37 protein-coding genes are annotated in these 24,115 nt (G+C 72.7%); all 37 read right to left on the reverse strand.

Going from position 1 to position 24,115, the window contains the following annotated elements:
* Positions 1 to 37: 37 nt before the first annotated feature.
* Entirely contained in the window at positions 38 to 2,992 is a 2,955-nt protein-coding gene (locus tag RIF68_RS01445) for a hypothetical protein (protein ID WP_309049233.1), read from the reverse strand.
* Positions 2,993 to 3,132: 140 nt separating this feature from the next.
* Complete coding sequence (locus tag RIF68_RS01450; protein ID WP_309049234.1) at positions 3,133 to 3,582, reverse strand: hypothetical protein; 450 nt, start codon at positions 3,580 to 3,582, stop codon at positions 3,133 to 3,135.
* 9 nt (positions 3,583 to 3,591) lie between these two features.
* Entirely contained in the window at positions 3,592 to 4,098 is a 507-nt protein-coding gene (locus tag RIF68_RS01455) for a hypothetical protein (RefSeq protein WP_309049235.1), read from the reverse strand.
* Between the two features lie 3 nt (positions 4,099 to 4,101).
* A complete protein-coding gene (locus RIF68_RS01460) occupies positions 4,102 to 4,593 on the reverse strand; it encodes a hypothetical protein (protein ID WP_309049236.1) in 492 nt (163 codons plus the stop codon).
* The gene (locus tag RIF68_RS01465; RefSeq protein ID WP_309049237.1) at positions 4,593 to 4,739 is read right to left on the reverse strand and encodes a hypothetical protein; all 147 of its coding nucleotides are present in this window, start codon (positions 4,737 to 4,739) and stop codon (positions 4,593 to 4,595) included. Before RIF68_RS01465 ends, RIF68_RS01460 begins: the two co-directional genes overlap by 1 nt.
* 15 nt (positions 4,740 to 4,754) lie before the next feature.
* On the reverse strand, positions 4,755 to 5,207 hold the full coding sequence (locus tag RIF68_RS01470) for a hypothetical protein (protein WP_309049238.1): 453 nt from the start codon (positions 5,205 to 5,207) through the stop codon (positions 4,755 to 4,757).
* Entirely contained in the window at positions 5,207 to 6,025 is an 819-nt protein-coding gene (locus tag RIF68_RS01475; protein WP_309049239.1) for a hypothetical protein, read from the reverse strand. Before RIF68_RS01475 ends, RIF68_RS01470 begins: the two co-directional genes overlap by 1 nt.
* Positions 6,026 to 6,034: 9 nt before the next feature.
* Positions 6,035 to 6,400 carry a hypothetical protein gene (locus RIF68_RS01480; RefSeq protein ID WP_309049240.1) on the reverse strand — a complete coding sequence of 122 codons (366 nt, stop codon included), beginning with the start codon at positions 6,398 to 6,400 and terminating at the stop codon, positions 6,035 to 6,037.
* Between the two features lie 76 nt (positions 6,401 to 6,476).
* Complete coding sequence (locus tag RIF68_RS01485; RefSeq protein ID WP_309049241.1) at positions 6,477 to 7,967, reverse strand: phage major capsid protein; 1,491 nt, start codon at positions 7,965 to 7,967, stop codon at positions 6,477 to 6,479.
* Positions 7,967 to 9,013 carry an HK97 family phage prohead protease gene (locus RIF68_RS01490; protein WP_309049242.1) on the reverse strand — a complete coding sequence of 349 codons (1,047 nt, stop codon included), beginning with the start codon at positions 9,011 to 9,013 and terminating at the stop codon, positions 7,967 to 7,969. Before RIF68_RS01490 ends, RIF68_RS01485 begins: the two co-directional genes overlap by 1 nt.
* 1 nt (position 9,014) lies before the next feature.
* On the reverse strand, positions 9,015 to 10,403 hold the full coding sequence (locus tag RIF68_RS01495; RefSeq protein ID WP_309049243.1) for a phage portal protein: 1,389 nt from the start codon (positions 10,401 to 10,403) through the stop codon (positions 9,015 to 9,017).
* The gene (locus tag RIF68_RS01500; RefSeq protein WP_309049244.1) at positions 10,397 to 10,597 is read right to left on the reverse strand and encodes a hypothetical protein; all 201 of its coding nucleotides are present in this window, start codon (positions 10,595 to 10,597) and stop codon (positions 10,397 to 10,399) included. The genes RIF68_RS01495 and RIF68_RS01500 overlap by 7 nt, the downstream gene beginning before the upstream one ends.
* Positions 10,579 to 12,162 (reverse strand): terminase, encoded by a 1,584-nt coding sequence (locus RIF68_RS01505; RefSeq protein WP_309049245.1) that lies wholly within the window; start codon positions 12,160 to 12,162, stop codon positions 10,579 to 10,581. The genes RIF68_RS01500 and RIF68_RS01505 overlap by 19 nt, the downstream gene beginning before the upstream one ends.
* A complete protein-coding gene (locus RIF68_RS01510) occupies positions 12,101 to 12,373 on the reverse strand; it encodes a hypothetical protein (protein ID WP_309049246.1) in 273 nt (90 codons plus the stop codon). The genes RIF68_RS01505 and RIF68_RS01510 overlap by 62 nt, the downstream gene beginning before the upstream one ends.
* 361 nt (positions 12,374 to 12,734) lie before the next feature.
* Entirely contained in the window at positions 12,735 to 13,178 is a 444-nt protein-coding gene (locus RIF68_RS01515) for a hypothetical protein (protein WP_309049247.1), read from the reverse strand.
* Between the two features lie 76 nt (positions 13,179 to 13,254).
* Positions 13,255 to 13,545: an HNH endonuclease gene (locus tag RIF68_RS01520; protein ID WP_309049248.1), complete on the reverse strand. Its 291-nt coding sequence runs from the start codon at positions 13,543 to 13,545 to the stop codon at positions 13,255 to 13,257.
* Positions 13,546 to 13,560: 15 nt separating this feature from the next.
* A complete protein-coding gene (locus RIF68_RS01525) occupies positions 13,561 to 14,136 on the reverse strand; it encodes a DUF4352 domain-containing protein (protein ID WP_309049249.1) in 576 nt (191 codons plus the stop codon).
* Positions 14,137 to 14,446: 310 nt separating this feature from the next.
* Complete coding sequence (locus RIF68_RS01530) at positions 14,447 to 14,647, reverse strand: hypothetical protein (RefSeq protein WP_309049250.1); 201 nt, start codon at positions 14,645 to 14,647, stop codon at positions 14,447 to 14,449.
* Between the two features lie 169 nt (positions 14,648 to 14,816).
* Positions 14,817 to 16,934: an FtsK/SpoIIIE domain-containing protein gene (locus RIF68_RS01535; protein ID WP_309049251.1), complete on the reverse strand. Its 2,118-nt coding sequence runs from the start codon at positions 16,932 to 16,934 to the stop codon at positions 14,817 to 14,819.
* Positions 16,935 to 17,019: 85 nt separating this feature from the next.
* Positions 17,020 to 17,211, reverse strand: coding sequence for a hypothetical protein (locus RIF68_RS01540; protein ID WP_309049252.1), 192 nt, complete (start codon positions 17,209 to 17,211; stop codon positions 17,020 to 17,022).
* Between the two features lie 6 nt (positions 17,212 to 17,217).
* Positions 17,218 to 17,874 carry an NUDIX hydrolase gene (locus RIF68_RS01545; protein WP_309049253.1) on the reverse strand — a complete coding sequence of 219 codons (657 nt, stop codon included), beginning with the start codon at positions 17,872 to 17,874 and terminating at the stop codon, positions 17,218 to 17,220.
* Positions 17,875 to 17,959: 85 nt separating this feature from the next.
* Complete coding sequence (locus RIF68_RS01550; RefSeq protein ID WP_309049254.1) at positions 17,960 to 18,163, reverse strand: hypothetical protein; 204 nt, start codon at positions 18,161 to 18,163, stop codon at positions 17,960 to 17,962.
* Positions 18,160 to 18,471, reverse strand: coding sequence for a hypothetical protein (locus RIF68_RS01555; RefSeq protein ID WP_309049255.1), 312 nt, complete (start codon positions 18,469 to 18,471; stop codon positions 18,160 to 18,162). The genes RIF68_RS01550 and RIF68_RS01555 overlap by 4 nt, the downstream gene beginning before the upstream one ends.
* Positions 18,468 to 18,644: a hypothetical protein gene (locus RIF68_RS01560; RefSeq protein ID WP_309049256.1), complete on the reverse strand. Its 177-nt coding sequence runs from the start codon at positions 18,642 to 18,644 to the stop codon at positions 18,468 to 18,470. Before RIF68_RS01560 ends, RIF68_RS01555 begins: the two co-directional genes overlap by 4 nt.
* Positions 18,641 to 19,810, reverse strand: coding sequence for a hypothetical protein (locus tag RIF68_RS36385; protein WP_375165660.1), 1,170 nt, complete (start codon positions 19,808 to 19,810; stop codon positions 18,641 to 18,643). The genes RIF68_RS01560 and RIF68_RS36385 overlap by 4 nt, the downstream gene beginning before the upstream one ends.
* Entirely contained in the window at positions 19,810 to 20,025 is a 216-nt protein-coding gene (locus RIF68_RS01570; protein ID WP_309049257.1) for a hypothetical protein, read from the reverse strand. Before RIF68_RS01570 ends, RIF68_RS36385 begins: the two co-directional genes overlap by 1 nt.
* Positions 20,022 to 20,210 carry a hypothetical protein gene (locus tag RIF68_RS01575; RefSeq protein ID WP_309049258.1) on the reverse strand — a complete coding sequence of 63 codons (189 nt, stop codon included), beginning with the start codon at positions 20,208 to 20,210 and terminating at the stop codon, positions 20,022 to 20,024. Before RIF68_RS01575 ends, RIF68_RS01570 begins: the two co-directional genes overlap by 4 nt.
* 161 nt (positions 20,211 to 20,371) lie before the next feature.
* Positions 20,372 to 20,986 carry a hypothetical protein gene (locus RIF68_RS01580; RefSeq protein WP_309049259.1) on the reverse strand — a complete coding sequence of 205 codons (615 nt, stop codon included), beginning with the start codon at positions 20,984 to 20,986 and terminating at the stop codon, positions 20,372 to 20,374.
* Entirely contained in the window at positions 20,983 to 21,492 is a 510-nt protein-coding gene (locus RIF68_RS01585; RefSeq protein WP_309049260.1) for a hypothetical protein, read from the reverse strand. Before RIF68_RS01585 ends, RIF68_RS01580 begins: the two co-directional genes overlap by 4 nt.
* Entirely contained in the window at positions 21,489 to 21,707 is a 219-nt protein-coding gene (locus RIF68_RS01590) for a hypothetical protein (protein WP_309049261.1), read from the reverse strand. The genes RIF68_RS01585 and RIF68_RS01590 overlap by 4 nt, the downstream gene beginning before the upstream one ends.
* On the reverse strand, positions 21,704 to 21,871 hold the full coding sequence (locus RIF68_RS01595) for a hypothetical protein (RefSeq protein ID WP_309049262.1): 168 nt from the start codon (positions 21,869 to 21,871) through the stop codon (positions 21,704 to 21,706). Before RIF68_RS01595 ends, RIF68_RS01590 begins: the two co-directional genes overlap by 4 nt.
* Entirely contained in the window at positions 21,868 to 22,065 is a 198-nt protein-coding gene (locus tag RIF68_RS01600; RefSeq protein WP_309049263.1) for a hypothetical protein, read from the reverse strand. The genes RIF68_RS01595 and RIF68_RS01600 overlap by 4 nt, the downstream gene beginning before the upstream one ends.
* A complete protein-coding gene (locus RIF68_RS01605) occupies positions 22,062 to 22,988 on the reverse strand; it encodes a hypothetical protein (RefSeq protein WP_309049264.1) in 927 nt (308 codons plus the stop codon). The genes RIF68_RS01600 and RIF68_RS01605 overlap by 4 nt, the downstream gene beginning before the upstream one ends.
* Positions 22,985 to 23,176, reverse strand: coding sequence for a hypothetical protein (locus RIF68_RS01610; protein WP_309049265.1), 192 nt, complete (start codon positions 23,174 to 23,176; stop codon positions 22,985 to 22,987). Before RIF68_RS01610 ends, RIF68_RS01605 begins: the two co-directional genes overlap by 4 nt.
* The gene (locus tag RIF68_RS01615) at positions 23,173 to 23,379 is read right to left on the reverse strand and encodes a hypothetical protein (protein ID WP_309049266.1); all 207 of its coding nucleotides are present in this window, start codon (positions 23,377 to 23,379) and stop codon (positions 23,173 to 23,175) included. The genes RIF68_RS01610 and RIF68_RS01615 overlap by 4 nt, the downstream gene beginning before the upstream one ends.
* On the reverse strand, positions 23,376 to 23,762 hold the full coding sequence (locus tag RIF68_RS01620; RefSeq protein WP_309049267.1) for a hypothetical protein: 387 nt from the start codon (positions 23,760 to 23,762) through the stop codon (positions 23,376 to 23,378). Before RIF68_RS01620 ends, RIF68_RS01615 begins: the two co-directional genes overlap by 4 nt.
* On the reverse strand, positions 23,759 to 24,085 hold the full coding sequence (locus RIF68_RS01625; RefSeq protein WP_309049268.1) for a hypothetical protein: 327 nt from the start codon (positions 24,083 to 24,085) through the stop codon (positions 23,759 to 23,761). Before RIF68_RS01625 ends, RIF68_RS01620 begins: the two co-directional genes overlap by 4 nt.
* Positions 24,086 to 24,115 lie beyond the last annotated feature (30 nt).

The following is a 24,115-nucleotide window of genomic DNA, read 5'->3' on the forward strand; positions in this document are numbered from 1 at the left end:
CCTCCGGGGTGACGACCGGTGCTGTGATCAGGGGCATCTATCCGGGCCTCCCCACGCGCTGCCGCGCCTCTTCCTGCCGCTGGATCAGCCGCAGGTCCTCCGCGCTGATCACTGACTGGCGGGGGTAGACGTTGTACGTCACCGCCTGCCGCTCGGCCACGGCCGCCGAGGAGGGCGCCGCCTGCGCGGCGGGCAGGCCCGGTGAGGCCGCCTGTCCGGCGACCGCCGTGAGCGCCGACAGCTCCAGCGTCTTGGCGTTCAACGCGTCGAACAGCGGCTGGCCGTAGTAGTCGACGGCAGCCGCCCGGATCATGTACTCCCCGGCCGACCCCCACATCAGGATGCTGTCCGACGTCGGGGTGCCGGGCCCGTCCAGCTGCCCGCCGTCGGCGTACCCGGGGATCGGCCCGCCGGACGCCCGCCGGATCAGGCCGCCCTGCGCGTAGCCGTTCATCTTGGCGTTGTTCCGGCCGGCGGTGCCCTCGATGCCGAGCGTCCGGTAGACAGCCGTGATCGTGACCTGCTTGCTCTGGACCTTGTCGATGGCCGATCTGATGGCCGCGGCCGTCGCGCTGGCCCGGTCCTTCGCGGAGACCGTGACGGACTTGCCCTTCAGCGACTTGATGGCGGCCCGGACGTCAGCGACGGCGCCGAGGGCCTGCCCGTTCTTGGTGGTCACCTCGGTCCGGCCGTCCGGGAGCTGCCGCGTCTTCAGCCCGACGGCCTCCAGCGCAGCGATCGCCGCGGCGTTCAGCGTCGACACCTTGACCGACTTGGCACCGGGCGTCCGCTCGATCTCGGACTGCACCTCTTGCAGGCCCGCGATCGCCTGCTCGCGCTCCAGCTTGACCGCGGTCTTGATCTCGCCCGGCGTGCCCAGCAGTGTGTTCACGTACTCGCGGGCCTCGGCATCGCTCATGCCGGTGGCCTGCGCCAGGCTCAGCATCTTCTCCCTGAGCTGGTCGGACTTCTTGGTCATCGACCCGAGCGACTCACCGGCCGCCATCCCGCTCGCGATCATCTCGTCGTGCGCCTTCGCGGCGGAGGACATGGCCGATGCGTTCTCGCGGCCGGCCTCCGTGTTCAGGTCGAGCGTCGCCCCGTTCTCCTTGAAGCTCTCGGTCAGCGCGTCGATGCCCGCCTCGAACTGAATCTGGCTGTCGTAGGCGGAGCGGTTCGCATCGTTCAACGCGAGGATGCTCTGCCGCAGGCCCTCGGCGCTCTGCTTCTGTGCGTCGAGCTTGGCCTGCACTTCCAGGGCCTGGTCACCGAAGATGCCCATGGACTGGGCTGCCAGCTCCTGTTCCAGGGCCTGCCCGGCGAGCGCGTCCCGGTAGTCGTCGAGCTGGCCCCGGATCTCCTCGGACGTGAAGCCCTGCTGTTTCATCTTGGCGATGATGTTGTCCAGGGCCGCCGCCGCGAGGTCGGCCTGCCCGTTCGACACCATGCCGGCCAGGGCTTTGTCGAGGGCGTCGATGTCGTCCTTGGCGTTCTTCACCGGCGTGGAGTCCATGCCGAAGAACGAGGTGATGGACTGCTGGACCTGGTCGATGCCCTCCGGATCGACCACCTTCTGCAGGCTGTCAGCGAGGCCGGCCAGATCCTTGCCGTAGGCGCGGACCGCCTCGCCGGACGCCTTCCCCGAGTGGCCCAGCTCGGTCAGCGAGGTGGTCAGCTTGTCGACGTCCGGCTTCGGTTGCTGGCTCGCCGACGACAGCTCGCCGAGGGTGATCAGCAGCAGGCCGATTCCGGTCCCCGCCACGGCCAGCTTCGCGGTGCGGGACAGGGTACCGATTGCGGCCGTCGTCCCAGCGAGCGCACTGGGCGCCCCGGCCGCCGCCGTGCGCATCGCCGCGATCTGCAGTCCGAGCGCTGCGACACCGGCCTGTGCCGCGGCCATTCCGGCTGCGGCCAGCTTCACGGCCTTGATGGCGATGGCCAGCTGAAGGAGCGTGGAGATCGCCTCCGGCGGCACGGCGGACACGATGTTGGACAAGACGTTGACGACGTCGAGCATGCCGACCCCGACCTCTGAGCCTGCCTCCAGCACGTGCAGCAGGGCCTCGGCTACGTTCTCCAGCGTGTCCCACACCACGGGCCCCTGCTCGGCGGCCCAGTCCATCCACTGCGTGACCCCCGAGGAGTCGTACTCCCCGGAGTCGAGCTTGGCGAGGAAGATCGTCAGCGAGTCGACCGCGTTCCGCATGGTCCGCTCGCTGAAGTCCGTGAACCGGTCGTTCAGGGCGTCGAAGCCGGGCGTGTTGATGCCGCCGGCCACCATCGTGATCAGCCGGTCGAACTGAGTCGACGCGCCCTTGACCAGCCCGGTCGTCTCGGGCAGCAGCTCGTTGGCGACGGCGATGCCCTTGGTGAAGGGCGCCATGACGTCGTCGGCCAGCGCGTCGGACCACTCCTGGTAGTTGTCCTTCAGCAGGCCGACGGCGACCGCGGCCTCGCGGGTAGCGGGCGGCATCTTGGCCAGCTGCTGCTGGTACGCCTGCTGCGCCTTGATGGCTTCCTGACTGCCACGTCCGGACTGGGCGACCGCGTCCTCGTACTTCTCCTGCGCGTCGGCGGCCTCACCGATCGCGCCGATCTGCGGGCCGAGGGCGAGGGCGTAGGCGCCGGCCGCGACGGCGACCGCGCCGAGCTGCCCGGCCAGCACCGTCGCCGAGGACGCCAGGCCCGCCACGGCGGGGATCGCCGCCGGGGCGAGGCTGATCAGGGACGCCTTGAGCGCGTCACCGAGTTCGTCCGTCGTGGCGCGCAGCCGGCCGAAGGCGTCCGTCGTCCCGGCGGTGCGGTCAGCGAGCCGGGTCTGCGCGTCGGTGACCGACAGGTACCGGCCTTCGAGGTCGCGCAGCCGCCCGTCGCTGTCGGCGGTGATCCCCGACAGCCGCAGCCGCAGCCGGTCCGCGCTGTTGGCCGTGCCGTTCAGGACGCGGGACAGCTCGTCGCGGCCGGTCAGGGTGAAGGTGAGACGCTGCGCCACGCTGGTTCACCTCCTCTTGAGTGCCGCCAGGTGCTGGTCGAGCCAGGCGACCAGCCTCAGGAACCGGCCGACGGACAGCTGGTCGTACTCGCTGGGCTGCATGTGCAGGTAGTGGTAGAACAGCGCCTCGTACTGCTGCCTCAGGCCGCGGAGTCCTGGCGGCGGCGTACCAGGTGGCCTTTTCCCAGCCCGTCCAGCGCAGCGTCCACGTCGGCGGGGTCAGCGGCGAGCTTGCGCAGGTGCGGCGTCAGCAGGTCGATCTGCGTGTCCTCCGCCCGGCTGCTGAGGGCCTGCACCATCAGGTTGTTCAGGGCGTCCTCGATCTCGCCGCGCGAGATCCGGGCCCGCAGGCGGCGCCGCCAGCCGGGGATGTCGAAGTCGTCGAACGCGAGGTCCTTCTGCTCGCGCTTGCGGAACGCCCACACCACGGCCCGCAGCGCGGTCGGGTCCTGGAGCTGCAGCAGCGCCTCGACGCGCTGCCACTGCGTATCGCCCAGCGCCTCCTCGATGGCGGCGGCCTCCCGCGCGGACAGGTCGTCCGTCGACAGCTGCTCTACGGTGCCGTCGTCCTGCGTGAACGAGATGATCACTGTCTGTCCTTACTCCAGGTCCCGGCGCACGTCGGCCAGGACTCGCTCGATCTCGGCCCGCATGCGCGGGGTGCCGGCGGCGACGGTGGATGTCCACCAGCCGGTCGGCCGCGCCCACTGCGTCGCCCAGCGGCGCCGGTTGCCGAACACCGGGTGCCGGACCCGGCCCTGGTCGATGACCCACGGCATGTTGCGCAGGTCGGGCGGCAGGCGGCTCTTGTCCATCCACACCCGGGCGCCGGGCATCGCGCCGGACCGGACGCTAATCCGTACCCCGCCCGCCAGCGTGGCCCGCAGCGGCCGGGTGGTCGGCGACGGGCCGCCGCGCGTCGTCCGGCCCGGGCCGGGCAGCTGCACCGTGCGGATGGCCTGCTGGAGGTCGCGGTGCAGCGGCTCGGCCGCCCGGCGCACCCGCCGGCCGAAGTTCTGCCGGAGCCGGGGGCCGCCGGCCGTCCGCATCCGCCGGGACAGGGTGAGCAGCTGGCCGGTACCCAGGATCTGTACGCTGCCCGCCATCGGTCAGGGCGCCGCAGCCGCGGGGATGGCGACGTTCTCGGCGGGCTCCGAGGTGATCGCGAACTGCGCCATGATCTGCGCCGCCTGGTCCAGCTCGCGGACCTTCGCCTGCGAGGTGACTTGCACCGGGAAGATGTCCATCGTCTGGGCCGGGACGTCGCCCTCGTCCATCCACACGATGAACCCGCGGGCCTCGCGAATCAACAGCAGCCTCACGTCGTCGCCGTCCTGGGACGCCCAGAACGTGAGGCTGGAGTCGGCGGCGGTGATCTCACCGCCGACCACCGGCGTGAACCTGCTGCCCAGCGCCGGGGTGGGCACGGTGCCGGACGTGGTCTGCCACCCGGCCATCGCCCCCGTCTCGCCCTCCAGCGCCGTCCCCGCGTCCAGCTCGGCCCGGGTCGGGCTGTTCTTGTTCAGGATCGTGGGCACCCACAGCACGCGGGTCACACCGCGCCGGTAGTACCGGACCGACTCGTTGATCGGCGTGGCCATCAGCTCTCTCCCTGCGCCTGACGGCCCCTGGCCGTCTTCTTGTCGGACACGGTCTTCCAGCCGGACCGCTCGTACACCAGCACCGACATCTCCGGCACCTCGATCTCGTCCTCGATGCCGTCATGCCTCATCCGCACGTTCTCCACCGCGCGCTCCTCTCTCTACGTGAAGGCGCGGCCGGCCACCGACAACAGCAGCCGTACCTGCGCCCCTCTGTCCGTCTGGTCCTGCACCAGCCGGGTGCCTGCCACTGCCGCCTCCAGCGAGCGCAGCCCCAGACCGGGACTCGTGCGCAGCCAGGCCTCGACGCGCTCGGCGATCTCGTAGGCGCGTGTCCTGGCGGCCGCGATGTCCGTGTCGCCGCTGGTGGCGATCGCCGCGACCGTGAGCTGGAACTCCTCCTCGCGGCCGCCGCTGAGATCGGACCAGCCGCCCACGGTCTGCGCCGCCTCGAAGTCCCCGGACGCGTCACCGTCGAACCCGATGACCAGCCAGTCCAGGTCTGTGTCGCCGGTGACTTCCGGACCGTCGCAGATGCGCACGCCCTCCAGCCCGAGATCGGCGCGGGCGAGCGCCACCAGCGTCTCGATCACCTCGGGTACTCGTGATCCCATTACTCCACTCCAGGGGGCAGGCGGTCCGGCTCCAGCAACTGCACCGCGCGGTTGGGCACGGCGTAGCCGAGGCCGGGGATGGGCTCGGTGACGGCGTAGTCCTGGCTGCCGCCGGGCAGGGCGCCGCGGCCCGCGCGCTGCGTCTCCCACAGGTGCTGAAGGATGATCCGCGCGGCGCCGGAGATGTTCTCGCCGATGACCGTCCGGCCGGCCCGGTAGGTGAACCGCAGCCGCCCGGACAGACGGCCGCCGTCCAGCCGGAACACTGTGCCGGTGTCACCGTCCACACCGAGGCTGTCGACGGCGTAGGAGGCCGCGCCGGTCAGCACGGACTCGACCGCGGTCACGGCGACGACCGGCGTGCGGCGCAGCACGACCGTCGCCGCGCGGCATACCTCGTGCTCCTCGGTGAACGGCCGGGCCACCACGGGGCCGACGAACGACTCGACGGCCCGCGTGGTCGCGGCGATCCAGAACCGCAGTTCGTCATCATCCGCGGTGCTGACGCGGTTCAGGTGCTTGCGGGCGTCGGCCAGCGACAGGATCGCCGGAGGCGCCGCCTCCTGGACGTCGAAGACGTCGGTGTACGCGGCGGCCGGGCCGGTCCACAGCCAGCGCACCGAGTGCCGGCCGGGCGCCGTCGTGACGTAGTCGGCCTGGTAGTGGCCCGGGGTGCCGGTCTCGGCGGCGGCCGGGGTGACGGCCGTCCCGTCCGGCAGCGTGACCGTCACGGCGGCCGTCGCCGCGGTGGTGAGGGCGCCGTCCGGGGTCCGGCACTCAGCGGTTAGGCGCACCGTCGCGCCGAGGTCGAACGGCACGAACGCCTCCTAGCTGGCCTTGTCGAGCTTGTCGACGATGCCCTTGCGGTTCTTCCCGGCGGCCTCGGCCGCCAGGACCCGCGCGCGCTCGTCCTCGTCGGCGTCCTGGAGGTACGCCAGGACCTCGTCGGCCTTGTGCGCTGCCGGGTCGAACGCGGCAGTCTCGGCGGACGGGGCCACGGTGCGCACCTCGCCCGGGCCGGCCGTCGCCTGCTCGGTGCGCGGGCGCCGCGCCAGATGCGCGTCGACGGACTCGAAGGCGTCCTCACGGCCCTTGACCACCGGGTCGTCGTCGGCGACCAGCTGACCGGCCTTCACCACGCGCGGCCCGCCCGGACCGTAGGCAGCGAACGACCTCTTGCTCCGCAGTGCCATGGAATGTCTCCTCTCTGGGCACGGGTGCGGGCCCCGCCTCGGAGTCGAGGGCGGGGCCCGCAGGAGGCGCCTACGGTCAGACGGCGGTCGCGACGTTGAGCATCCGGAACGCGGCGTCGTTCACGGAGTCGGCACCGACCCGGTACCAGGCGTACCAGCCGCGCTGGCCGGTCGGCCTCCGGTTCGCGCCGACCAGGTGCGGGATGAACTCCACCGTCATGCCGATACGGTCGGCGATCACGTAGTGCTCGAAGTCGCCGAGGATCAGGACGCGGTTGTCGCCCGCCACGGCCGGGTCCCACGAGGCGTCCATGGCCTCGGCCTCCAGCGCCGGGCGGCCGACCAGCTGCGCCGGGACGTCCGCGCCGATCCGCTCCCACAGCTCCGCGCCGCCGTTGGTGTCGAACTGCCTCACGAGGTTGTAGATGCCGCGGTTCGCCAGCCACGAGGCGTTCGCCCGCCACCGCGCGGGCAGCGCAGCGTCCATGGCGTAGATGTCGGCCGCTGCGAACGTCTCGGCCGTCACCGGGGCCATCTCGCTCGCGGTGCCCGCCAGGGCGGTCACGATGCCCGTCGGCTGGCCGCTGCCGGTGCCGCTGATGAACGCCGCGGCCTCCAGGTCGTCCTTCCCGAAGGCGAGGAGGCGCCCGACTTCCATGGTGACGTTCTCGGCGTCGTCCATCGCCTCGATGGAGATCGGCACGAACCCGTCCGCCTTGTGGACCGGCACCTGGGGCTGTCCGAACGTCGGCGCGTTGTCCCCGGCCTCCACGCCCTCGGCGGCCCAGCGCCACTGGACGGCGCCGGCGGAGACGCCGTGCCACACGTCGCCGGTGGCGACGACCTGCCGGGCGGCCTGCCGGATCTGGTTCCGGCTGCCGTTGCTGGTGATGATCACCGTCGGGTCGAGCTGGAACGGCACCAGGTACCCGCCCTGGCTGTCCGTGAGGGACATGGCCCGTTCCAGGGCGCGCTGCTCGTCCGGGGACATCATGTGCCCGCGGCCGCCGGCCAGCTTGGACCAGGCCCGCAGGTACTCCGGGCTGGACGTCGCCAGGCACATGCGGGCGATCGTGCCGCGCTTGTCGTCGAACCGCTCGATGATGCTGGTCGCCGCCGACCGGATCGGGTCGTTCGCCGCGGACATCTTCTCGATCGCGGCCAGGGCCCGGGAGCGCAGCTCGACACCGACCTGCTCCGGGGAGCGGTCGAAGGTGCGCATCTCGCCGAGGTCCCACGGGTTGCGGAACCGGCGGTCCTCCACCGAGTCCGGGTTGAGGATCGGGTCCTCGTTGTACGAGCGGCCGGTGGCCGCGCTGCCCGGCATGACCGCGACCGCGGCCGGCGGGCGGCCGGTCGTCTGGGTCGCGGACCGCACGCGCTCCAGGGCGCTGCGGCGCTCCAGCTGGCGGCGGTGGTCGTCGACCTCAGCGAACTCGGTCGTCAGCTCGTCGAACTGGCGCTCGTCCTCCTCGGTCAGGGCGTCGCGCTGCTCCAGCTCTTCCAGCCGGGCGCGGATCTCACGCAGGCGGATGACGGCCTGCTGGTGCGAAAGCTGAAGTGACATCAGCTCGTCTCCTTCGTGTCGATGGACGCCAGTACGCCGTCCATCAGCTCGCCGATCTCGGCCAGCTGAGAGCGCATGCGGACTGTGCGGGGGGAGGGCGACGGGTGCCCATCGGCGGGCGGCGCGTCTGTGGTGCTGGGTGCCGTCGGGTGCCCGGGTGCGGGCGGCGCGGCGGCGGATCGTGCGGCCGGGTGCTCCTCGATGAGCGGCGCGGCAGTCTGCTGGCGGATCGCCTGGCGCACGACGGCGCTGAGCTGCTCCGGGTCGTCGATGCCCGCCACGTCGACGACGAGACGGGCTGGCACGGTGTCCTGCTGCCGGTACAGCAGAGCGGTGGCGACCTCGCGCCGCAGCTCGGGGTCCTCGGGGACCTGCGGCGCCACAGTGGCGGCGTCGCGGGCGAGGGAGGCCCTCAGGCGGGCGCGGGCGTCGCTGTCGTCGGCCAGGCCGTGCGCGACGTCCCGGGCCCGCACCGACACGGACGTGCCCACGTAGGCCGGGAAAACCACGGGGCCCAGTTCGCGGCACTTCAGCTCGATCAGCTCGCGCTGGAGCGGACCGCGGTCGCCGGGCATCCACAGCAGGTCCAGGACCTCGTCGGGCTTGACGAGCTTGCCGTTGACGTCCCGCCACTCCTCGCGGACCACCTCGAAGCGGAACGACATGCCGTTCACGGTCTGCTCGGCGATCGCGTCGCGGATCGGCTGCATCAGCCAGTTGTCGGTGATCCGCGCCTCGACGAACAGGCCCTGGTCGTCCTCCCGTAGCTCAGCGATCGCCCCGATGGGGATGCTGCCGATCAGCGGATGCCGGCCGTGGTCGAACTGAAGGACCGGCGTCTGCTCGCGGATCGTCTTGCGGAAGGCGCCCTTGCGGATGGTCTCGGTGAAGTGCCCTTCCCAGGAGTTGATCTCGGTGGGCTGGCTGAAGACGGCGGCGTAGCCGGACAGGGCCCGGCCGTCACCGTCCTCGTCGCCATCGGCGCGCTGGAGCTGGAACGGCGCCGACCGCATCAGGTCACGGGCGACGGACTGCATGGCGGGCATCTCAGGCCCCTCCCTCGATCGGTCGGATGGCGTCCCGGAGAGCAGCGGCCAGGACCCGCGTGCGGGCGTCGGACGGCGGCGCCGAGGTGCCGGGTGCCTGGAGCTGGACGGAGAACAGGCCGGTGTGATGCAGCAGGCTCCAGTCGCTGGCGGTGACGGCAGCCATGACGGACTCCGGGGTGTATCCGGCGTCGACCAGGGTGCGGATCGTGCGGGACTGCGTGCCCTGGATGTCGGCGGCGTCCCGGGCGTCCTCCCGTAGGAACGGCACGTCCCGGGCGTCGTACCAGAGCCGGACCGCGCCGGACGTGCTGCCGCCGGGCGGCCGCACCAGGCGGGAGAAGCTGCCCGCCGCGTTCTGCCACAGCGGGTGGATCGTGCCGTCCGCGAACCGCCGGCGGGCCTGCCCGTAGTTGCTGTACGTCGCGGCCTGGAGGCCCTCGGACAGGCCGACGATGATCGGCGGCACCCCGGCCGCCGCGGCGATCCGGGTCTCCCCGGCGCCCTGCACCTTCGCGAAGTCCAGCTGCTGGAAGTCGCTGCCGACAACCGTGACGTCCGCACCGCCGCCCAGGTACAGCGTCTTGTACGCGTTCTCCACGCCCCGGTGGTTGGCCTCCATCTTGGCCTTGAACTTGGCGAACGCCTCCGGGCTGACCTCGCGGGCCAGGCGGACGACCATGTTCGGGGTCGCCGCGTTCTCCAGGAACTTCCGCTTGTGCCGGGCCATCAGCCCGTCGTTCTGCACCTCGCGGATCACCGGCGTCAGCCAGGACATGCCCCGGTACGTCGCCAGCGGATCGGGCACCGGCGCGAAGTGCGCCACCTCGTCCGCCAGCAGCGCGACGGGCTCCTCGCCGGGCTCCTGGTAGATGTAGCCGAGCTTGCGCCACCCGAGGTGACCGCCGCGGTGCTCGCGGCGCTCCAGCACGATGGACACCCAGTCCGGCCGCATCCGGACCATCTCGTTGTCGAGGCGCGTCCAGTACGCGTTGCCCGCCAGGTCGGCGTCCTGGATATCGCGGGACAGCAGGTCCTGCGTCGTCCCGCCCGGCCACGGCTCCTCCAGAAGCCGCAGATCCGACGAGCCGAACATGGCCGACGGAGTGCCGTTGTTCAGCCGCTGCCACGTGAACCGCGGCGCGGAGAACACCATCTGCCGGGCAACCATGCACGCCCAGATCACCGGGTTCGTCGCGAACAGCTGCGCGTACCCCGGCAAGTCCGTGGGCGCCTTCTCCGCGGCCTGCCCGGGCTGGGTCTGGGTGATGCCGAGCGCCGAGTAGCCGCCGTAGCCCAGGGAGTCCTGAAGCGCCTGCGCGTAGTCGTCGATCGAGCCGATCGCCCGGGACACGCCACGGGAACGGGAGGCCCGCCACAGGTTCACCACGGGCCATCACCTCGACTCTCCTTCGGCGGGGCCACGTCCATCAACAACAGGCAGTAGGCGCCCAGACCGAGACCGGCCGTCATCAGCGCGGCCGCCAGGCCGATGGCGAGCCCGACCCCGGCGGTGAACAGCCCGCCGCCCGTCACGACGCCCGCCCGGGCGAGCGCGGTCCGCGTCATCCGAATTCGGCCCACGGCTCCACCTCCTCCTCCGGCTCCTCGACATCCGCCGAAAGGCCCCACCGAGCGTTCGTCGCCGCAACCAGCGGCGTGATGTCCACCCCGACGCCGCGCCGGGCCCACGCCCACGCGTCCCCCAGGTCACGTTTCCTCGCACCGGCCAGCGCGGTGGACAGCGGCGCCTGGTCCAGGTGCACGATCCGGCTCGCGGCGACCGCGTCGTAGAACTGGCCCACGGCCTGCACGACGTCCCTCGTCTTCATCTCCACGACCGGGGCCAGGAGCTGCGGCTCCTCGTCCCCGTCCGCGTCGTCCTCGGGGTCGACCTGCAGACGCTTCTTGATGTCGCGGATCAGCGACCCCGCCGGACTGCCTGTGTCGACCACGAAGCACCGCGGGCGCCACTTCTCCGCCAGCGCCCGGACCCTGTCGACCACCCAGTCCGTGCCGGGCCGGTTGTCGACCACCTCGACATGCACGGCGTTGCCGCTCTGCCCGGCCACGCAGATGCTCGCGTGGCTGCGCTCCGGCGTGACGTCGATCGCGAACGCCACCGGGTCGGCAGGCGCACTGTCGACGCCCGCCAGAGCCTCCCAGGCGTCCTTGCCGATGACCGCCCAGGCGTCACCCTCCTCGGCCGGGTACTCGCCCTGGCCGAGGCGCTCACGGGCGTACCCGGCGGGGCTCAGCGTGGCCCGCTCCTTGGCGACCTTCTCCAGCGTCAGCCGGTAGCCGACCGCCGGATTCGCCTTCAGCACGGCTTCGTCGGAGGCCGGATCGTCGTGCGCGGTGCAGTCGCGCGGGCACTCCTTGACGTGCAGGTCCGCCGACCACTCCATGTAGGCCAGGGACGGGTCCGGCACGCCGGCCTCGATCGCCGCCAGAGCCCGGCGTCGCAGCCGCGCCAGCTGCACCGACAACGTGCCGATGCCCGCCGAGCCCAGGTACCAGATCTGCGGGTTCGCGACGGCCGCCATCGTGGGCAGCAGCGCGTCCATCGCGTCGTCGCCCAGGATCATGTCCTCGTCGAGGATGTTGCAGTCGCCGGTGAAGCCGCGCCCGCTGCCCTTGCTGCGGGCGATGAACCGCAGGACCTGCCCGGAGTGCAGCTCGATCGACTCCTCACCGACCGTGTACCGGTACGCCTTCACGCGTTTGTGCAGGTCAGGGCACCCGCGTATCAGGCGCTCGATGCGTTTGAAGGCGGCCTTGGCGGTCTTGAACTCGTGCGCGGAGTGCAGGATGAGCTGCTCACCGCCGATGAACAGGCCCCACAGCTCCCTGGCTTCGATGATCCCGCCCTTGCCGTTCTGGCGAGGGACGTTCACGGCGACCTCGAACGACGCCCAGGACCCGTCGGGCTTCTCGCCCATGCCGACGCGCAGCACGTGCTGCTGCCATGGGTCCAGCTTCAGCCCGGCCTTGGCCGCGAGGTCGACGGCCTCCTGCCCGGCGCTGGATGCGGACGGTGGTGCCGTCTGGATCGGCGGCTCCTGCCAGCCGAGCAGCGGGCCGCCGTCAGCCGTCGGCTGCCCGGCGGGCGGCTGCTCGGCGCTTCGCTCGCTGCTCAGCAATGTCATCGACCGCGTCCCCCTTCGACTCGACGGGCGCGAGCTTGCGCAGGTCGTTCATGATCGAGCGGAGCTTGTCGGCGCCGGTCGCCTTCTCCGGCAGGGACTCCGTGGCGTCGATCGCCTCGGCGAGCGCGAGCGCGACGGCTGCCATTCCGGGCGACGTCTCTTCGGCGTGAAGTTCGTCAAGCTCGGCGGCGATGCTGGAAGCGACGCTCATGATCACCCCTTCCCGGTCATCACACAGCGTCACGTCACTTTGAGTGACGCGTTGCTATTTCACTCGACCCGAGTTCGCGGTGATTAGGGCCAGGATTTGGCCGCGCAAAAAATCGGGCGACAAGGGCTTTTGGGTCGCCCGCTTCCCGATTTTCACGATGGTCAAAGGCCCCCCTCCCCTCCGCCGGATCGGGCGCGATCGCGCTGTTCATCGCAGCGAATCGTGATGTTGATCGCGACGCGTGAGCGGCTCGCCTTGGGGTGGACCGGCAGAGGGGCGGTGCGTCCCCGGTGGGGTGCCGCCTGCCCTGCCCGCCGGTGCCGCCCAGGCCGGGCGCCGTCGGTGACTGGGGCACGGTGGGCTACCAGGCTCGGGATGCCTGCCGTCCGGCCGGCCGCCCGACCTGGCGCCTGGCGTGCTGCCGGTACCAGCGGGTGGCGACGCCGGTCATGGCCGGGTCCCGCATGTCCCGCACGCGCTGCATGACGATGTCCTTGCCCGGGTCGACGGTGACGACCTCGGCGTCCCAGCGCTTGTACCGAGCGAGGGCCTTCGGGCTGGGCATGGTGTGGATCAGGTAGACGTCGACCTGGTCCCGGTGCTTGACCGCCTCGTCGATGGCGGCGAACCGTGCGCGGTGCGCGACCTTCAGCAGCGTGGGGTCGTGCTGCCAACTGGGGGCGCCGGGCCCGGCGAGGGCGAGGGCCAGGCGGTCGAGGTCGATGACGATGTCCGTCGGCCGGGCGCGGGCGGTGATCCAGCTGGACTTGCCTGCGGCTGGCGGGCCGGTTACGACGTACAGCATGGGCGCCTCGCCGCCGGCGGTGGTGGGTTCGCAGGGGCGCGGGCGGCTCCCTGTCCCGCTGGCTGCTGCGGCATGGTCACCACCTTCGTGATGCGCGGACCGGCTGTCGTGCGGCGTCGGTGCGGTTGCCGCGGGCGCTGTTGCAGCGGCGGTGCGCTGACCGGGCGTTGGCGGGGTCGAGGAGGTCGCCGCCGCGAGAGAGCGGAACGGCGTGGTCGAGGGTGAACGAGGCGGGGTGGCGGCCTGCTTCGGGGCCGGTGATCCAGTAGGCGATCTCGCCGCCGCACCACCAGCAGGGCAGGCCAAGGGCGCGCTGCTGGGCGGTGAGGCGGCGGTAGGGACGCCCGTTGCGGGGGTTGCCGGCCACGGGCGCCTCCCTCGCTCAGGTCTTGGGGATCTCCCACTCGGTGACGCCGGCCGTGGCGGTTTCGTAGACGAGCCGCTCGGGAGTCTTGTCGCTGGGTACGGGGAAGGCGATGAGGCCGGCGGCGCAGCGTCCGGACTTCAGCGTCTTGCCCATCGGGAACTCTGGCTTCGGCATGTCACCGCCGGAGGAGCCGGTGACTTCGATGCTGGTCCCGTCTTCGTAGGCGAGGGACCAGGGCATCTGGCTGACGTTGACGTCAGCGCCGGCGATGTTGCACACCTTGACGTTGGCGGTGGCCCACGTGTCGCCGCCCCGGAAGTCTGCAGGGGCTTCCGGCTGGGGGCCCTCGTAGGGCTGCTGATACTCGACGGCCTGGACGGTGAGGTGCAGGTCGTTCTCTGCGTCGACGATGTCGTGCTCGGCGCCCATCTTCAGGACGCTGTCGTCTGCGCTCTCGGCTTGAGTGTCGGCTTCGGGTGTGGCGGTGACGGTCTTGGTGACCGTGATGGTCTCAGGCTCTCCGCTGCTGCTGCAGGCGGTCAGGGCTGCGGTGAGCAGTATGGCTGCGGCGGCGGCTCTGCGGGTGTGCATGGTTCCCCCAAGGACGTTCTGATGCTCAGGGCATCTTCTGTCGCGCAGGGGCACTGTGGGGCCGCTGTGGCCGTGTTGTGACCGGGCAGAGCGACGCCCCCGGCGGTGAAGGGCCGGGGGCGTCGCTCTGCGTCTGATGAGTCCCGGCCGCACCGCGGCGAGCGTTGGATGCCGGGACTTAGTCGTGTTCCGACGTCGGCCGCGTCTTTGGCGTCGGACTCTTCTGCGCCTCGGCGCACTGGCCGGGCTGTCTGTGGGTGCCAGAGGGCACAGTTGTACACCGGGATCGTGACAGGTCTCTGACCTGCGGTCAAGCGGCAGCGCGTCGCACGCGTTTGGCGGCGAGGGCTGCGACGTCGGCGGCGGCGTACCAGGGCTGACGGTCGGTGCCGCCGGAGCGGGCGAGCTGGCCGCGGCGGACGAGCTGGCGGACGGCCGGCAGGCCGATGCCGAGGAGGCGGGCGGTCTGGTGGGCGGTGAGGTGGCCGGGCCGGATGATCTGCGACTCCATGCCCCCATGATGCGGCAGCGAGGGAGGCCGCGCGGGGGACACGGAGGGCCTCTTTCCCGTCTCCCGAGGGCTCATGCCGGATGCCTCCCTTGCCTCCCCCGAAGCCTGTTTGTGCAGGTGGGGCCGGGGGAGGCGTGTCGGGGAGGCGGGCGGGGAGAACTCCCCCGATTCAGGCGGCTCCCCGCTCCTCGTCGAGGTCGGCCTCCGTGTCGGCGGCACGGTCGGCGAGGGCCTCCAGGACGCGGTCGCGGGCCACGACGGACTTACCGGCGCTCTTGTACTGCTCGGCGTTGTACGGCTCCAGGGCGCGCTTGAGGTCGGCCGGCCCCCACTCGCGGTAGGCGTCCGGCCGTCGCTCGGCGAGCCGGTGGAGGACTTCCTGGGTGAGCATGCGCGGCTCGGTGCCGAGGACGGCGGCGACGTCGGCGAGCGGGTCGGCGGGCTCGAACATGGGCTCGCCGTCGGCGGCCGGGGTCCCGTCGAGCAGATGCAGGGCGCGGTCGACGACGGGGGTGACCTCGTCGATGCCCTTCTCCGGCTCCCGGGCGACGTAGTGGGAGCGGATCACCTCGAACGGCTTGTTGGTGAACCCCACGGTCACGGCGGTGCCGATGTCCTCGCCGGGGATGAGGGTGGTGGCGGTGATGCCGGCCTTGTGGCGGCCGGAGCCGAGGAGGCCGTCGTTGGCGACGTGGTCACCGACGGCGAACGCCACACGGTGGCTGGTGTTGCGGGTGACGTCGCGCGGAAGGCTGTCGGCGGTCGGGGAGACGGTGACCCAGATCAGGGTGATGGCGACCTTGCGGGCCTTCTTCATCACCTTGATGGCCAGCTCGGCGGCCTCCTTGCCGTACTCCTTGTGCATGAACAGCTCGTGGCACTCGTCGAACACAACGACCTTGGGCCGCATCCGCGGGTCCTGCAGCGCCATCTCGCGGGTGACCTTGGTGGCGTCGCCGCCGAGGAGCTCCAGCAGCTTGCCGCGGGCGGTGACCTCGTCGCGGAGGTTCCGCAGTGCCTGCAGCGCGGCTTCGATGTCCTCGTCGTCGTCGCCCTTGACCAGCGTCTTCAGGCGGGGCTTGAGCGGGTCGAAGTCGACGTTGTAGGCCATGCAGTAGACCTCGGCGACCACGAGCGGGTCGAGGATCGCGCCGAGGAGCAGGGCGACGACGATGCTGGTCTTGCCGGAGCCCATGATGCCGCCGACCATCCAGTTGGAGGCCATCAGCCTGCCGACGATGGGCTCTCCGCGCTGGGACACGGCGACGGGCACGCCCTTGAAGTAGTCGGTGGTGCCCTCGGTGAGCAACGGCCACGGCGGTACGGCGCCGGACAGGGAGCCCTGGTCGGCGACCCACAGGTCGAGGGTGCCGGGCTGCTTGGGGGGCTCGGTGGGCCACACCTCGACGGGCTTGCGCAGCAGGTTGTGCGCCAGGACGTTCTTCTTCAGGTTGATCATCTCGACGGTGACGCCCATGGGGAGCTGGAGCTGGGTGTGCCAGCCGTTGCCGGACCGGGTGGTCGGGGACACCCAGCGGGCCTGCCAGCCGTCCTTGATGGCGCGGTTGAGCGGGGCGATGCCGAGGTTGCCCAACGCCTTAAGGATGGCGCCCTCGTCGGGGACGACGTCGCGGTCCTCGGCGTCGGCGGGCAGCGCCCAGGCGGGCGCGGTGTGCTGGCGGCGGCCGACCGACCAGGCGGCGGCGAGGCCGAGGACGGGCAGGGAGTACAACAGCGGTTCCCAGACGACGGAAGCCAGGAACGCGACCCAGCCGACCAGTTCGATGGTCGCGGCGAGCGGGGTGAGTACGTCGCTGATGTCGTGGTTGGCCCAGGCCAGCATGACGCCGAGCAGGAGCAGGACACCGGCCGCGGCGCCGGTGCCGGTGGCGATGGCCTTGGGGGCGTTCATGACCATCTGGAGCAGCTCGACGCGGCGGCGGTGCCGGGCGAACCGGTAGGCGTAGGCGCGCTGCTCCCACTGCCGGACGAGTTCCTCGTTCCCGGCGGCCTCGGCGGCGCGCATCATCCGCTCGTGGCGGGCGGTGGTGCGGGAGTCCCAGGCGCGGCGGGTGAGGACGCGGGCGCCGCCGAGGGTGTAGGCGGCGTGGCGGACCAGGGCCCGGTAGCCGTCGTCGGCGCGGACCTCGACGACGATGCGGCGCAGGTGGTCGATGCGGACGCGGCGGCGGGGACGCTCGGGGGACGCCGGGGACGCGGAGGCGGGCGCGGCGTCCTGGGCGTCCTGGGGGGTGTCCTTGTGGAGCTGTACGACGGTGTCGGTCATGCTGGGTCTCCGGTCGTTCTGTTGGGCGGTCCGGGGCCCGGGGACGGCGGCTGCTTGCAGGCTGGACGCCGCCCCCGGGGCGTAGCTACTTGCGCTTCTTGGCGTCCTGGGCGATGCGGCGGGCGGCCTTGTCGTAGACGGCGGCCACGCGGCGGTCGATGTCCGGCTGCTGGTCCATGCCGGCCACCACCGCGCGGCGCACGCCCGTGGTCTCGGCGCGGATGACGGCGAACTTCTCGCCGCGGGTCAGGTCGCTCCAGGCGGGGCGGTCAGGCATGGGTGGTCACCGCTCCGTGTGGGTGCCGGTGATGCTGGCGATGATGTCGGCGTGGTCGAACGCCAGGGCGGGGAGATCGGCGAGCGGCCACCAGCGGGCGGCGCGCGCGTCGGTCCCGGCGACGGCCTCGGTGCCGGCGGGGACGAGGGCGAGGTAGGCGGCGGTGACGTACCGGCCGCGAGGGTCACGGCCGGGGGCGTCCCAGACGCCGAGCGGGCGCAGGTCGTCGGCGGTGACGTGGACGCCGGTCTCCTCGGCCAGCTCGCGGGCGGCGGCGGCGCGGCTGGTCTCGCCGGGGTCGACGTGCCCGCCGGGCAGCGCCCAGTGCCCCTGGTAGGGGGCCCAGCCGCGCTCGATCAGCAGGACGCGGCTGTCGGTGTCGACGAGGACGACGTCCGCGGTGTAGCGGATGGTCTCGACGGGCTCGGCCAGCAGGGCGGCGGGCTGGTTGGGCTGGAGGTCGAAGCACAGGACGATGGCGTCGGCGAACGGCGGGTTGGCTTGGCCGATGCCGGCGCGCAGCGACCGGTAGACGTCGAGGCGGGTGGCGCCCGCGGGCGGGGTGAGCGTGCCGGTCCAGGTGCCGGTGGTGCCGCCCGCGCTCGGGGAAGCCTGGAGGGTGACCAGGTAGTGGTGGGTGTCGTGCTGCGGGGAGTGGCTCATGGTTGCCTCTCGGGTCGTGGGCCGGGCTGTCCGGCCCCACCGCTCCGGCCGGTCCACGCGGGGACCGGCCGGACGGAAGGGCGGGTCAGCGGCGGGGGTAGCCGTGGCCGGGCGGCGGGTACGGGCTGCCGTCGACCTCGGCGCCGGTCGCCGAGATGATCACGTCCTCGAAGTCGGTGATCTCGCCGGTGTGGCCGTCGTAGGCGGCGTCGAGGCCGTCGAGGAGGCGGCCGGTGCGGGCCCGGTCGTCGTCGGCGGTCTCGCGCCGGTTGAAGAGGCCCATGGTCACCGCCCCCGCTTCTGCACGTCGCGCCAGATGGAGCGCAGGACCAGGGCGAGGATGGCGACGGAGATCCCGCCGATGGCGATGGCGATCGACGCGAACGCGATGCCGGTGCCGCCGATGCAGATGGCGCAGCTGATGCCGAGCCACTCGCCGGCGCTGCGGCCGCGGGGGTGCTGGTGCTGGCAGGCGGGGGCGGTGGTCTGCTGCTGGGCGGTCTGGGTGGCGAGGACGGCGGCCACGATCCGGGCCACGTCCGCGCTGTCCTGGGCGTCCCGGACGGCGTCCTCAGCCTTGCGCAGGGCGTCGCTCACGACCTCCACCCCCTGACGGTGCGGGCCAGGCCGGGACCGGCCAGGACGCCGAGGGCGAAGGCGGTGGCGGTGGGCTGTCCGGCGAGGGCGGCGGCGGTGTCGGCGGTGCGCGACAGCGCGGCCGGCCAGATGAGCAGGATGCCGAGGACGATGCCGAGGAGGATGGCCTTCATACCGTCGCCTCCGCGTACTCGGGCAGGTCGTCCCGGTGGAACAGGTTGCGTCCTCGGGCGTCCTTGGAGTGGACGGTGAGGCGTCCCGCGGAGACCCAGGAGCGGACGGTGGACTGCTCGATGCCGTAGTGCCGAGCGACGTCGGCGGACAGCATCAGCGGCGGGTCGGGCAACGGCTCACCTTCGGCGTCCTCGGCGTCCTGCTCGGGTTCCGGCGTCGGCGCCGGGCGGCCGACGATCGGCAGCAGCCGGACACCGGGCGGGACCGCCAGCGGGACGGGCCGGACGCTCGGGACGGGCCGGGTGTCCTCGGCGTCCTGAGTGTCCTCGGGCGCGTCCTCGGCGTCCTGCCACGGCGACGGCAGGGTGATCGTGGCGAGGGCTGCGGAGTGCCGGCGGGCGGCGAGCAACTCCAGCAGCTTCGCCCGCTGCTGCTCGTCGGCACCGGCCTGGGCCTTGCCGACGGCCACGGACAGGCGCCGCTCGATCCGTGCCCGGCCGCGCGCGGCCGGCTTCATGGTGGCGAGCTTGGCGGCCAGGGCGACGGCCTTGACGGTCGCCCGGTCGCGGGTGATCTGCTCCGCGGTACGGTCCCGGACGGCGAGGCCGAGGCGGGACAGCAGCCGCTCGCGGGCCTCGCGGACGATCAGGGCGGGCAGCGACGCCGAGGCGGCGTCCGGGCGGGCGTGCCGCAGTTCGATGCCCATGGCGAGGTGCCACAGCAGCGCGGCGAGGACGGGGCCGACGACGGCGCGGACGGTGCCGCCCACCACGCCGGATTCGCTGTAGGCGGGGATGACCTGGACGCCGGTGATGAACCACACCAGCGTGCCGGGGACGCCGGGGACGCCGTGGTCGCGAAGGTTCTGGCGGGCCATGAGGGCACAGGCGAACAGGGCCAGCTCGGCGGCGAGGAACAGGGCCGCCCGCTCCTCGATCGCCGTCATGTCCAGGCTGTGCTCGGCGAACCGCCAGGACGTGTCGCCGGAGTAGGCGGTGCAGGCGATCGCGCCGAGCGCGGCGACGACGACGGCGGCCGGGGTGCGCTCGGCGGCGCGCGGCCGGCGGGCGTGCAGCAGGGGCAGGGCGAGCGCGGCGAGGAGCAGAAACGCGGCGCCGCTGGTGATGATCGGGTGGTCCTGAACCCAGGTGGTGACGGTGCTCACTAACTCTCACCCCGTTCGGCGTCCAGCGCGGTGACGAGCTGGCGCAGCGCGTAGTCGAGGTCCACGGCCGCGGCGAGCATCTGCCCAGCCGAGTGGACGTTCCGCGGGGCGCAGCGGTCGAGGGCCTCGCGGGCCATGCTCAGCGCCAGGTCGACGGTGTGGACGTCCGGGGCCCGGTCCTCGCCGGGGGTGTAGAGCGGGTCGTAGGCGGTCATCGGCGGCCACCGCCTTCGGCGGCGTGCGCGCGGCCGAGGGCGAGCTGGTCGCGGGCGGCGCCGGCGGCGGCCGCGCGGGTGGCGGCGGCCTGCTCGTAGTCGCTGCGGCACTGCGCGTGCAGCTCGGCGAGGCTGTCGTGCGGGGAACTTGCGGACGCGCTGGGGCGCGCGGAATGATCGGTCATGCCGACTCCTGGTTAGGTCAGGTGTTCGGTGGACGGGTCGAGCGGTGCGCGCGCCGGGGGTTGCCGCCCCCGAGCTGCTGCTCGGCCCGTCGTGGTTCCGACGGTCATCCACATCCGTGGACGTGGATAGCAAAGCACATCGCTCGTGCGATGTCCATACGTCAGCCGGTGGGCTGGTAGTGCGCAAGCAGCAGCAGATCGGTCTCCGTGCTGTACGCGGTGCCGCACCACCGGCAGCGCACCGGGCCGCCGGGCAGCCGGGACAGCACCGCGCCGCACACGCTGCCCTGGTCGTCCGTCACGGCGACGCACAGGCCGAGGCGCTGCGGCCGCGGCACCGGGTCGCCGACGATCGAGCGGGCCTGACGCTCCAGGTCGCTGATCTCGCGGGCGAGGTCACCGGCCGCCGGGTAGGCAGTGGCGATCCAGTCGAGTTCCATCGTCAGCCAGCGGCAGTCGGCGGCGAGGCCGGCCGGAGGCGGGGCGCTGTGGTGCGGCCAGCGGACCCGCTGGACATCGACCCGCCAGGAGCGGACCAGCTCGGCGGCGCGGCCAGTGTTGACGGTGTCGAGGACGTCCTCGTCGAGCGGCGAGCGCGGCCCGGCCGCGCCCCGGGTGGCGACGATCTCACCGAAGCCGGAGCGGCGCGGCACCAGGCACTCGGCGACTTCGGCATACAGGGTGGGCAGGTCGCCGAGGCGCTCGGCCAGCTGCTGCCGGTGCCGGGTGCACAGGTAGCCGTCGGCCGTGTCGCCGCACAGTTCACAGGTGTTCACCGGGTGTTGCTCTCCTCGGAGTCAGCCAGGGCGGCGTGGATGAGCGCGGTGTCGATGCCGACGGGGTTCTCCTCGGCGAGGGCTTCCACGCGCTTCACGACGGCTTCCAGTTCGAGGGCACGCTGCTCGGCCTGCTGCCGTGCCTGATGCGGGGTGAGCTTGCCGACGCGCTGCAGGATGAACGCGAACCGTTCGGGGCTCTCCCCGACCTTGACCTCCATCTCGACGGGCGTCTCGCTGTAGTTGGGGGCGTCGCCGAGCATGGCCCGTGCGGCACCGACCCAGCAGGCGACCATCTCGCGGGCGGGCTCCAACTCCATCGCCATCCCGTTGCGGAAGTCCGTCGCCTTCAGCCCGGTCTCGTCGAGCTGCTTCTGCACCCAGCGCTCGCGGGCCTCCTCGTCCCGGCCGCCCAGTTCGGCGAGGAGCGCGTCGCGCTCGGCGTACAGCTTCTCCAGCGCGTCATCGGTGATGCTGCTGGCGGTGTGGCGGGGCTCGGTGCTCATGCTCGGTGGCCTTCCCGGGTGCAGCGGACGGTGTCGTGTTCGGTGCCGGCGGACGTCCACCAGCGCTCGCAGCACGCCTCGGCGAGGTCGAGGGCGACTGCGTCGTCGGCGGCGGTCGCACCGATCGGGACGTGGCGGACGCGGGCGGTGGAGTGGCCCCAGAGCCAGCCGGTGGAGAGGGCGAGGAGCACGGCGAGGGCGAGTGTGATGGTCACAGGTAGCTCCCGGTGAGGGTCACGGTGCGGATGCTGTGCAGTTGGCGGAGGGTGAGGCCCTGGCCGTACAGGTCGGCGGTGCTGCAGGTCGCGCGCGGGCGGGTGCATCGGCAGTCGCCGGTGGCGGGGAGGAAGTGGCCGCGCGGGCACCGCGGGCGGGTCACGCCCTCACCCGCTCGTTCGGCCGGGAGGCGGCGCTCCAGGCGGCTCGGAGCGCCCGCCACGCCGCGCGGCAGGCGAGCACCGTGAGGACCCCGGCCGCGTAGACGGCGGCGGTGGCGGCCAGGGCGAGGGCGAGCAGCCACGCGCCGCCCGCGAGGATCAGCGTCCACAGGGTGTCCAGAGCCTCGGCGATCACAGGTCGTCCTCGTCGGTGTCGCCCGGCGTGACGATGTGCCGGTTCGCGGGCTCGTGTCCGGCGAGGAGGACGCAGCCGGACCCCTGGGCGTCCGTCACGCCGAAGTCGCAGAAGGTCTCCTCGGCGGGCGGCGTGTCCTTCGCGGGCGTGGTGGGCTGCTCGGCGGTCGGGATGAGGTCGTAGCCGGGCCCGCTGTGCGTGACCGCGTCCAGAAGCCGGGCCCCGAACGACCGGCGCGTGTCCTTCGCGGGCGCGGTGCCGGGGCAGTGGACCGGGGTCATGCCGGGCTGGGGCTCCCAGTCGTGCGCCGGGTGCGGGCCTCGCAGGGTGGCGGCGGCACACGGGACGGTGGGCGTGTCCTGCGCGGGCGCGGCAGCAGACCCGGCGGGCTGCTCCAGGCACTCGCAGTCCCCGACGACCTTGCCCTCGCAGACGTGCTCGCCGAGCGGCGTGCGGGTGTCGGCGTGCAGCCGGTACCGGTCGAGGACGGAGTCCAGGGTGTGCCAGTCGGGCCACGCGGTGCTGGCGTCGCGCTGGGCTTTCAGCCACGCCTCGACTTGATCGCCGCGTCGGGGCGTCTCGGTGTCCGGTGTGGCGGGCTGCGCCCCGGCGGCGGCCGTGCGGCGCAGTTCGCTGGTGGCCCACGTGATCCCGTTCTGCACGGCGATCGGAAAGTCCGCGCGGGTGGCGTCGATGCGGTCAGCCTCCTCACGGAGGACGGCGGCCCGGTCGGCGGGCGCGGGCAGCACGGCCATCACCGCACCGGCGCGGTCCTGGTAGCTCCGGTAGGTGGAGCTGCGCTTGCGGTCGCGGTCATCGACCCAGCGCCAGCCGTCAGCGGCGGCGAGGATGTCGGCGATGCGGTCCCGGAGCGCGGCCCGGTCGGTGGGTGCGGTCGGCTCGGGGGGCGGGGTGGTGTTCACGTCTGCTCCTGGGTGGTGGGTTGCGGATGCGGGATGTGCGGCTTGGCGGTGATGTGCCAGCCGAGGTCGCGCAGTTCGGCGACGACCAGGCGGGCGAGCAGCTCGGGGCCGGCCGCGGGGTGTTCGGCGATGACGGCGGCGAGCACCGGGGTGAGCGCGTCGGGCACGGCCTGCCGGGCGGGCGTCACGCGGCTGCCCTCCCCGCCGCGCGGTGCGGGCAGTGCCCGGCGATGACGGAGGCGGTGAGCGCGGTGACGGCGGCTCCGCCGGTGGCGCGCTCGTGGCGGCCGCAGGCGCACAGCCAGTCGGCGACCGGGGTCTGGTCGCGATCGAGGCCGCGGACGGTGAGGCCGGCGGGTATGCCCTCGACGCGGGCGGGCTGCTCGATCACGCCGCCTCACCGCCGTTCGCGGCGTCGACCTCGGCGGCCGGGGCGGGCAGGCCCTGCTGCTCGCGCAGCAGCGCGGCGAACTGGGCGCCAGACATCGTCACGAACCAGCGGCCGGGGTCGGTGGTGCCGCGTCGCTTGTGCCAGACGACGCCAAGGTTCGCGTGGTCGTTGTCGCGCTCCAGCTCGGCCTCCGCCACCCAGGCGGGCAGCTGGTCACGGGCGCAGTTCTTCACCTCGATGACGACCCCGGGGATGCCGGCGATGTCGCCGCGGTCCTGGGCGCCGCCGAGGGTGCGACGCTCGGCCTGGGCGAACCCGGCCGCCCGGAGGAAGCGGACGACCGCGGTCTCGGCGGCGGTGCCCTTGGCTTTCGATCGGCTCACAGCAGGACTCCCTGTACGGGTCGGGGCGGGCAGACGTGGGTGATCAGGACGGTGTGGGTGCAGGACCGGGCGTGCCATCGGTCGCGCCAGCGGAGCCGGGCCGGGAGGTGGTCGTGGTCGACGAGGCACCAGGCGAGTCGGTCGGCGGGGATCGCCGCCGGGTCGACGGGTGTGGGGTCGGCGCGGACGTCGACGGCGGCGACCCGGTCCGGGGTGCGGGCGGTAACGGTGTCGGCGCCGCAGCGCGGGCAGGGCGCGTACCGGACGGTTTCGGCGGCGCGGGCGGCCCGCTCGGCGATCAGATGCGCCGGGAGGCGGGTCACCGAACGGCCTCGAAGGGGTGCGAAGGGGTT

Source organism: Streptomyces sp., assembly GCF_031178505.1.
In the GTDB taxonomy this organism is placed as follows: Bacteria; Actinomycetota; Actinomycetes; order Streptomycetales; family Streptomycetaceae; genus Streptomyces; species Streptomyces gulbargensis.

Excerpts from the sequence above, each read along its gene's own strand:
- RIF68_RS01455 (WP_309049235.1), bottom strand. The coding sequence starts at position 4,098 with ATGGCGGGCAGCGTACAGATCCTGGGTACCGGCCAGCTGCTCACCCTG.
- RIF68_RS01460 (WP_309049236.1), bottom strand. The coding sequence starts at position 4,593 with ATGGCCACGCCGATCAACGAGTCGGTCCGGTACTACCGGCGCGGTGTG.
- RIF68_RS01470 (WP_309049238.1), bottom strand. The coding sequence starts at position 5,207 with ATGGGATCACGAGTACCCGAGGTGATCGAGACGCTGGTGGCGCTCGCC.
- RIF68_RS01480 (WP_309049240.1), bottom strand. The coding sequence starts at position 6,400 with ATGGCACTGCGGAGCAAGAGGTCGTTCGCTGCCTACGGTCCGGGCGGG.
- RIF68_RS01485 (WP_309049241.1), bottom strand. The coding sequence starts at position 7,967 with ATGTCACTTCAGCTTTCGCACCAGCAGGCCGTCATCCGCCTGCGTGAG.
- RIF68_RS01490 (WP_309049242.1), bottom strand. The coding sequence starts at position 9,013 with ATGCCCGCCATGCAGTCCGTCGCCCGTGACCTGATGCGGTCGGCGCCG.
- RIF68_RS01505 (WP_309049245.1), bottom strand. The coding sequence starts at position 12,162 with ATGACATTGCTGAGCAGCGAGCGAAGCGCCGAGCAGCCGCCCGCCGGG.
- RIF68_RS01510 (WP_309049246.1), bottom strand. The coding sequence starts at position 12,373 with ATGAGCGTCGCTTCCAGCATCGCCGCCGAGCTTGACGAACTTCACGCC.
- RIF68_RS01515 (WP_309049247.1), bottom strand. The coding sequence starts at position 13,178 with ATGCTGTACGTCGTAACCGGCCCGCCAGCCGCAGGCAAGTCCAGCTGG.
- RIF68_RS01525 (WP_309049249.1), bottom strand. The coding sequence starts at position 14,136 with ATGCACACCCGCAGAGCCGCCGCCGCAGCCATACTGCTCACCGCAGCC.
- RIF68_RS01530 (WP_309049250.1), bottom strand. The coding sequence starts at position 14,647 with ATGGAGTCGCAGATCATCCGGCCCGGCCACCTCACCGCCCACCAGACC.
- RIF68_RS01535 (WP_309049251.1), bottom strand. The coding sequence starts at position 16,934 with ATGACCGACACCGTCGTACAGCTCCACAAGGACACCCCCCAGGACGCC.
- RIF68_RS01540 (WP_309049252.1), bottom strand. The coding sequence starts at position 17,211 with ATGCCTGACCGCCCCGCCTGGAGCGACCTGACCCGCGGCGAGAAGTTC.
- RIF68_RS01545 (WP_309049253.1), bottom strand. The coding sequence starts at position 17,874 with ATGAGCCACTCCCCGCAGCACGACACCCACCACTACCTGGTCACCCTC.
- RIF68_RS01560 (WP_309049256.1), bottom strand. The coding sequence starts at position 18,644 with ATGAAGGCCATCCTCCTCGGCATCGTCCTCGGCATCCTGCTCATCTGG.
- RIF68_RS01570 (WP_309049257.1), bottom strand. The coding sequence starts at position 20,025 with ATGACCGCCTACGACCCGCTCTACACCCCCGGCGAGGACCGGGCCCCG.
- RIF68_RS01575 (WP_309049258.1), bottom strand. The coding sequence starts at position 20,210 with ATGACCGATCATTCCGCGCGCCCCAGCGCGTCCGCAAGTTCCCCGCAC.
- RIF68_RS01585 (WP_309049260.1), bottom strand. The coding sequence starts at position 21,492 with ATGAGCACCGAGCCCCGCCACACCGCCAGCAGCATCACCGATGACGCG.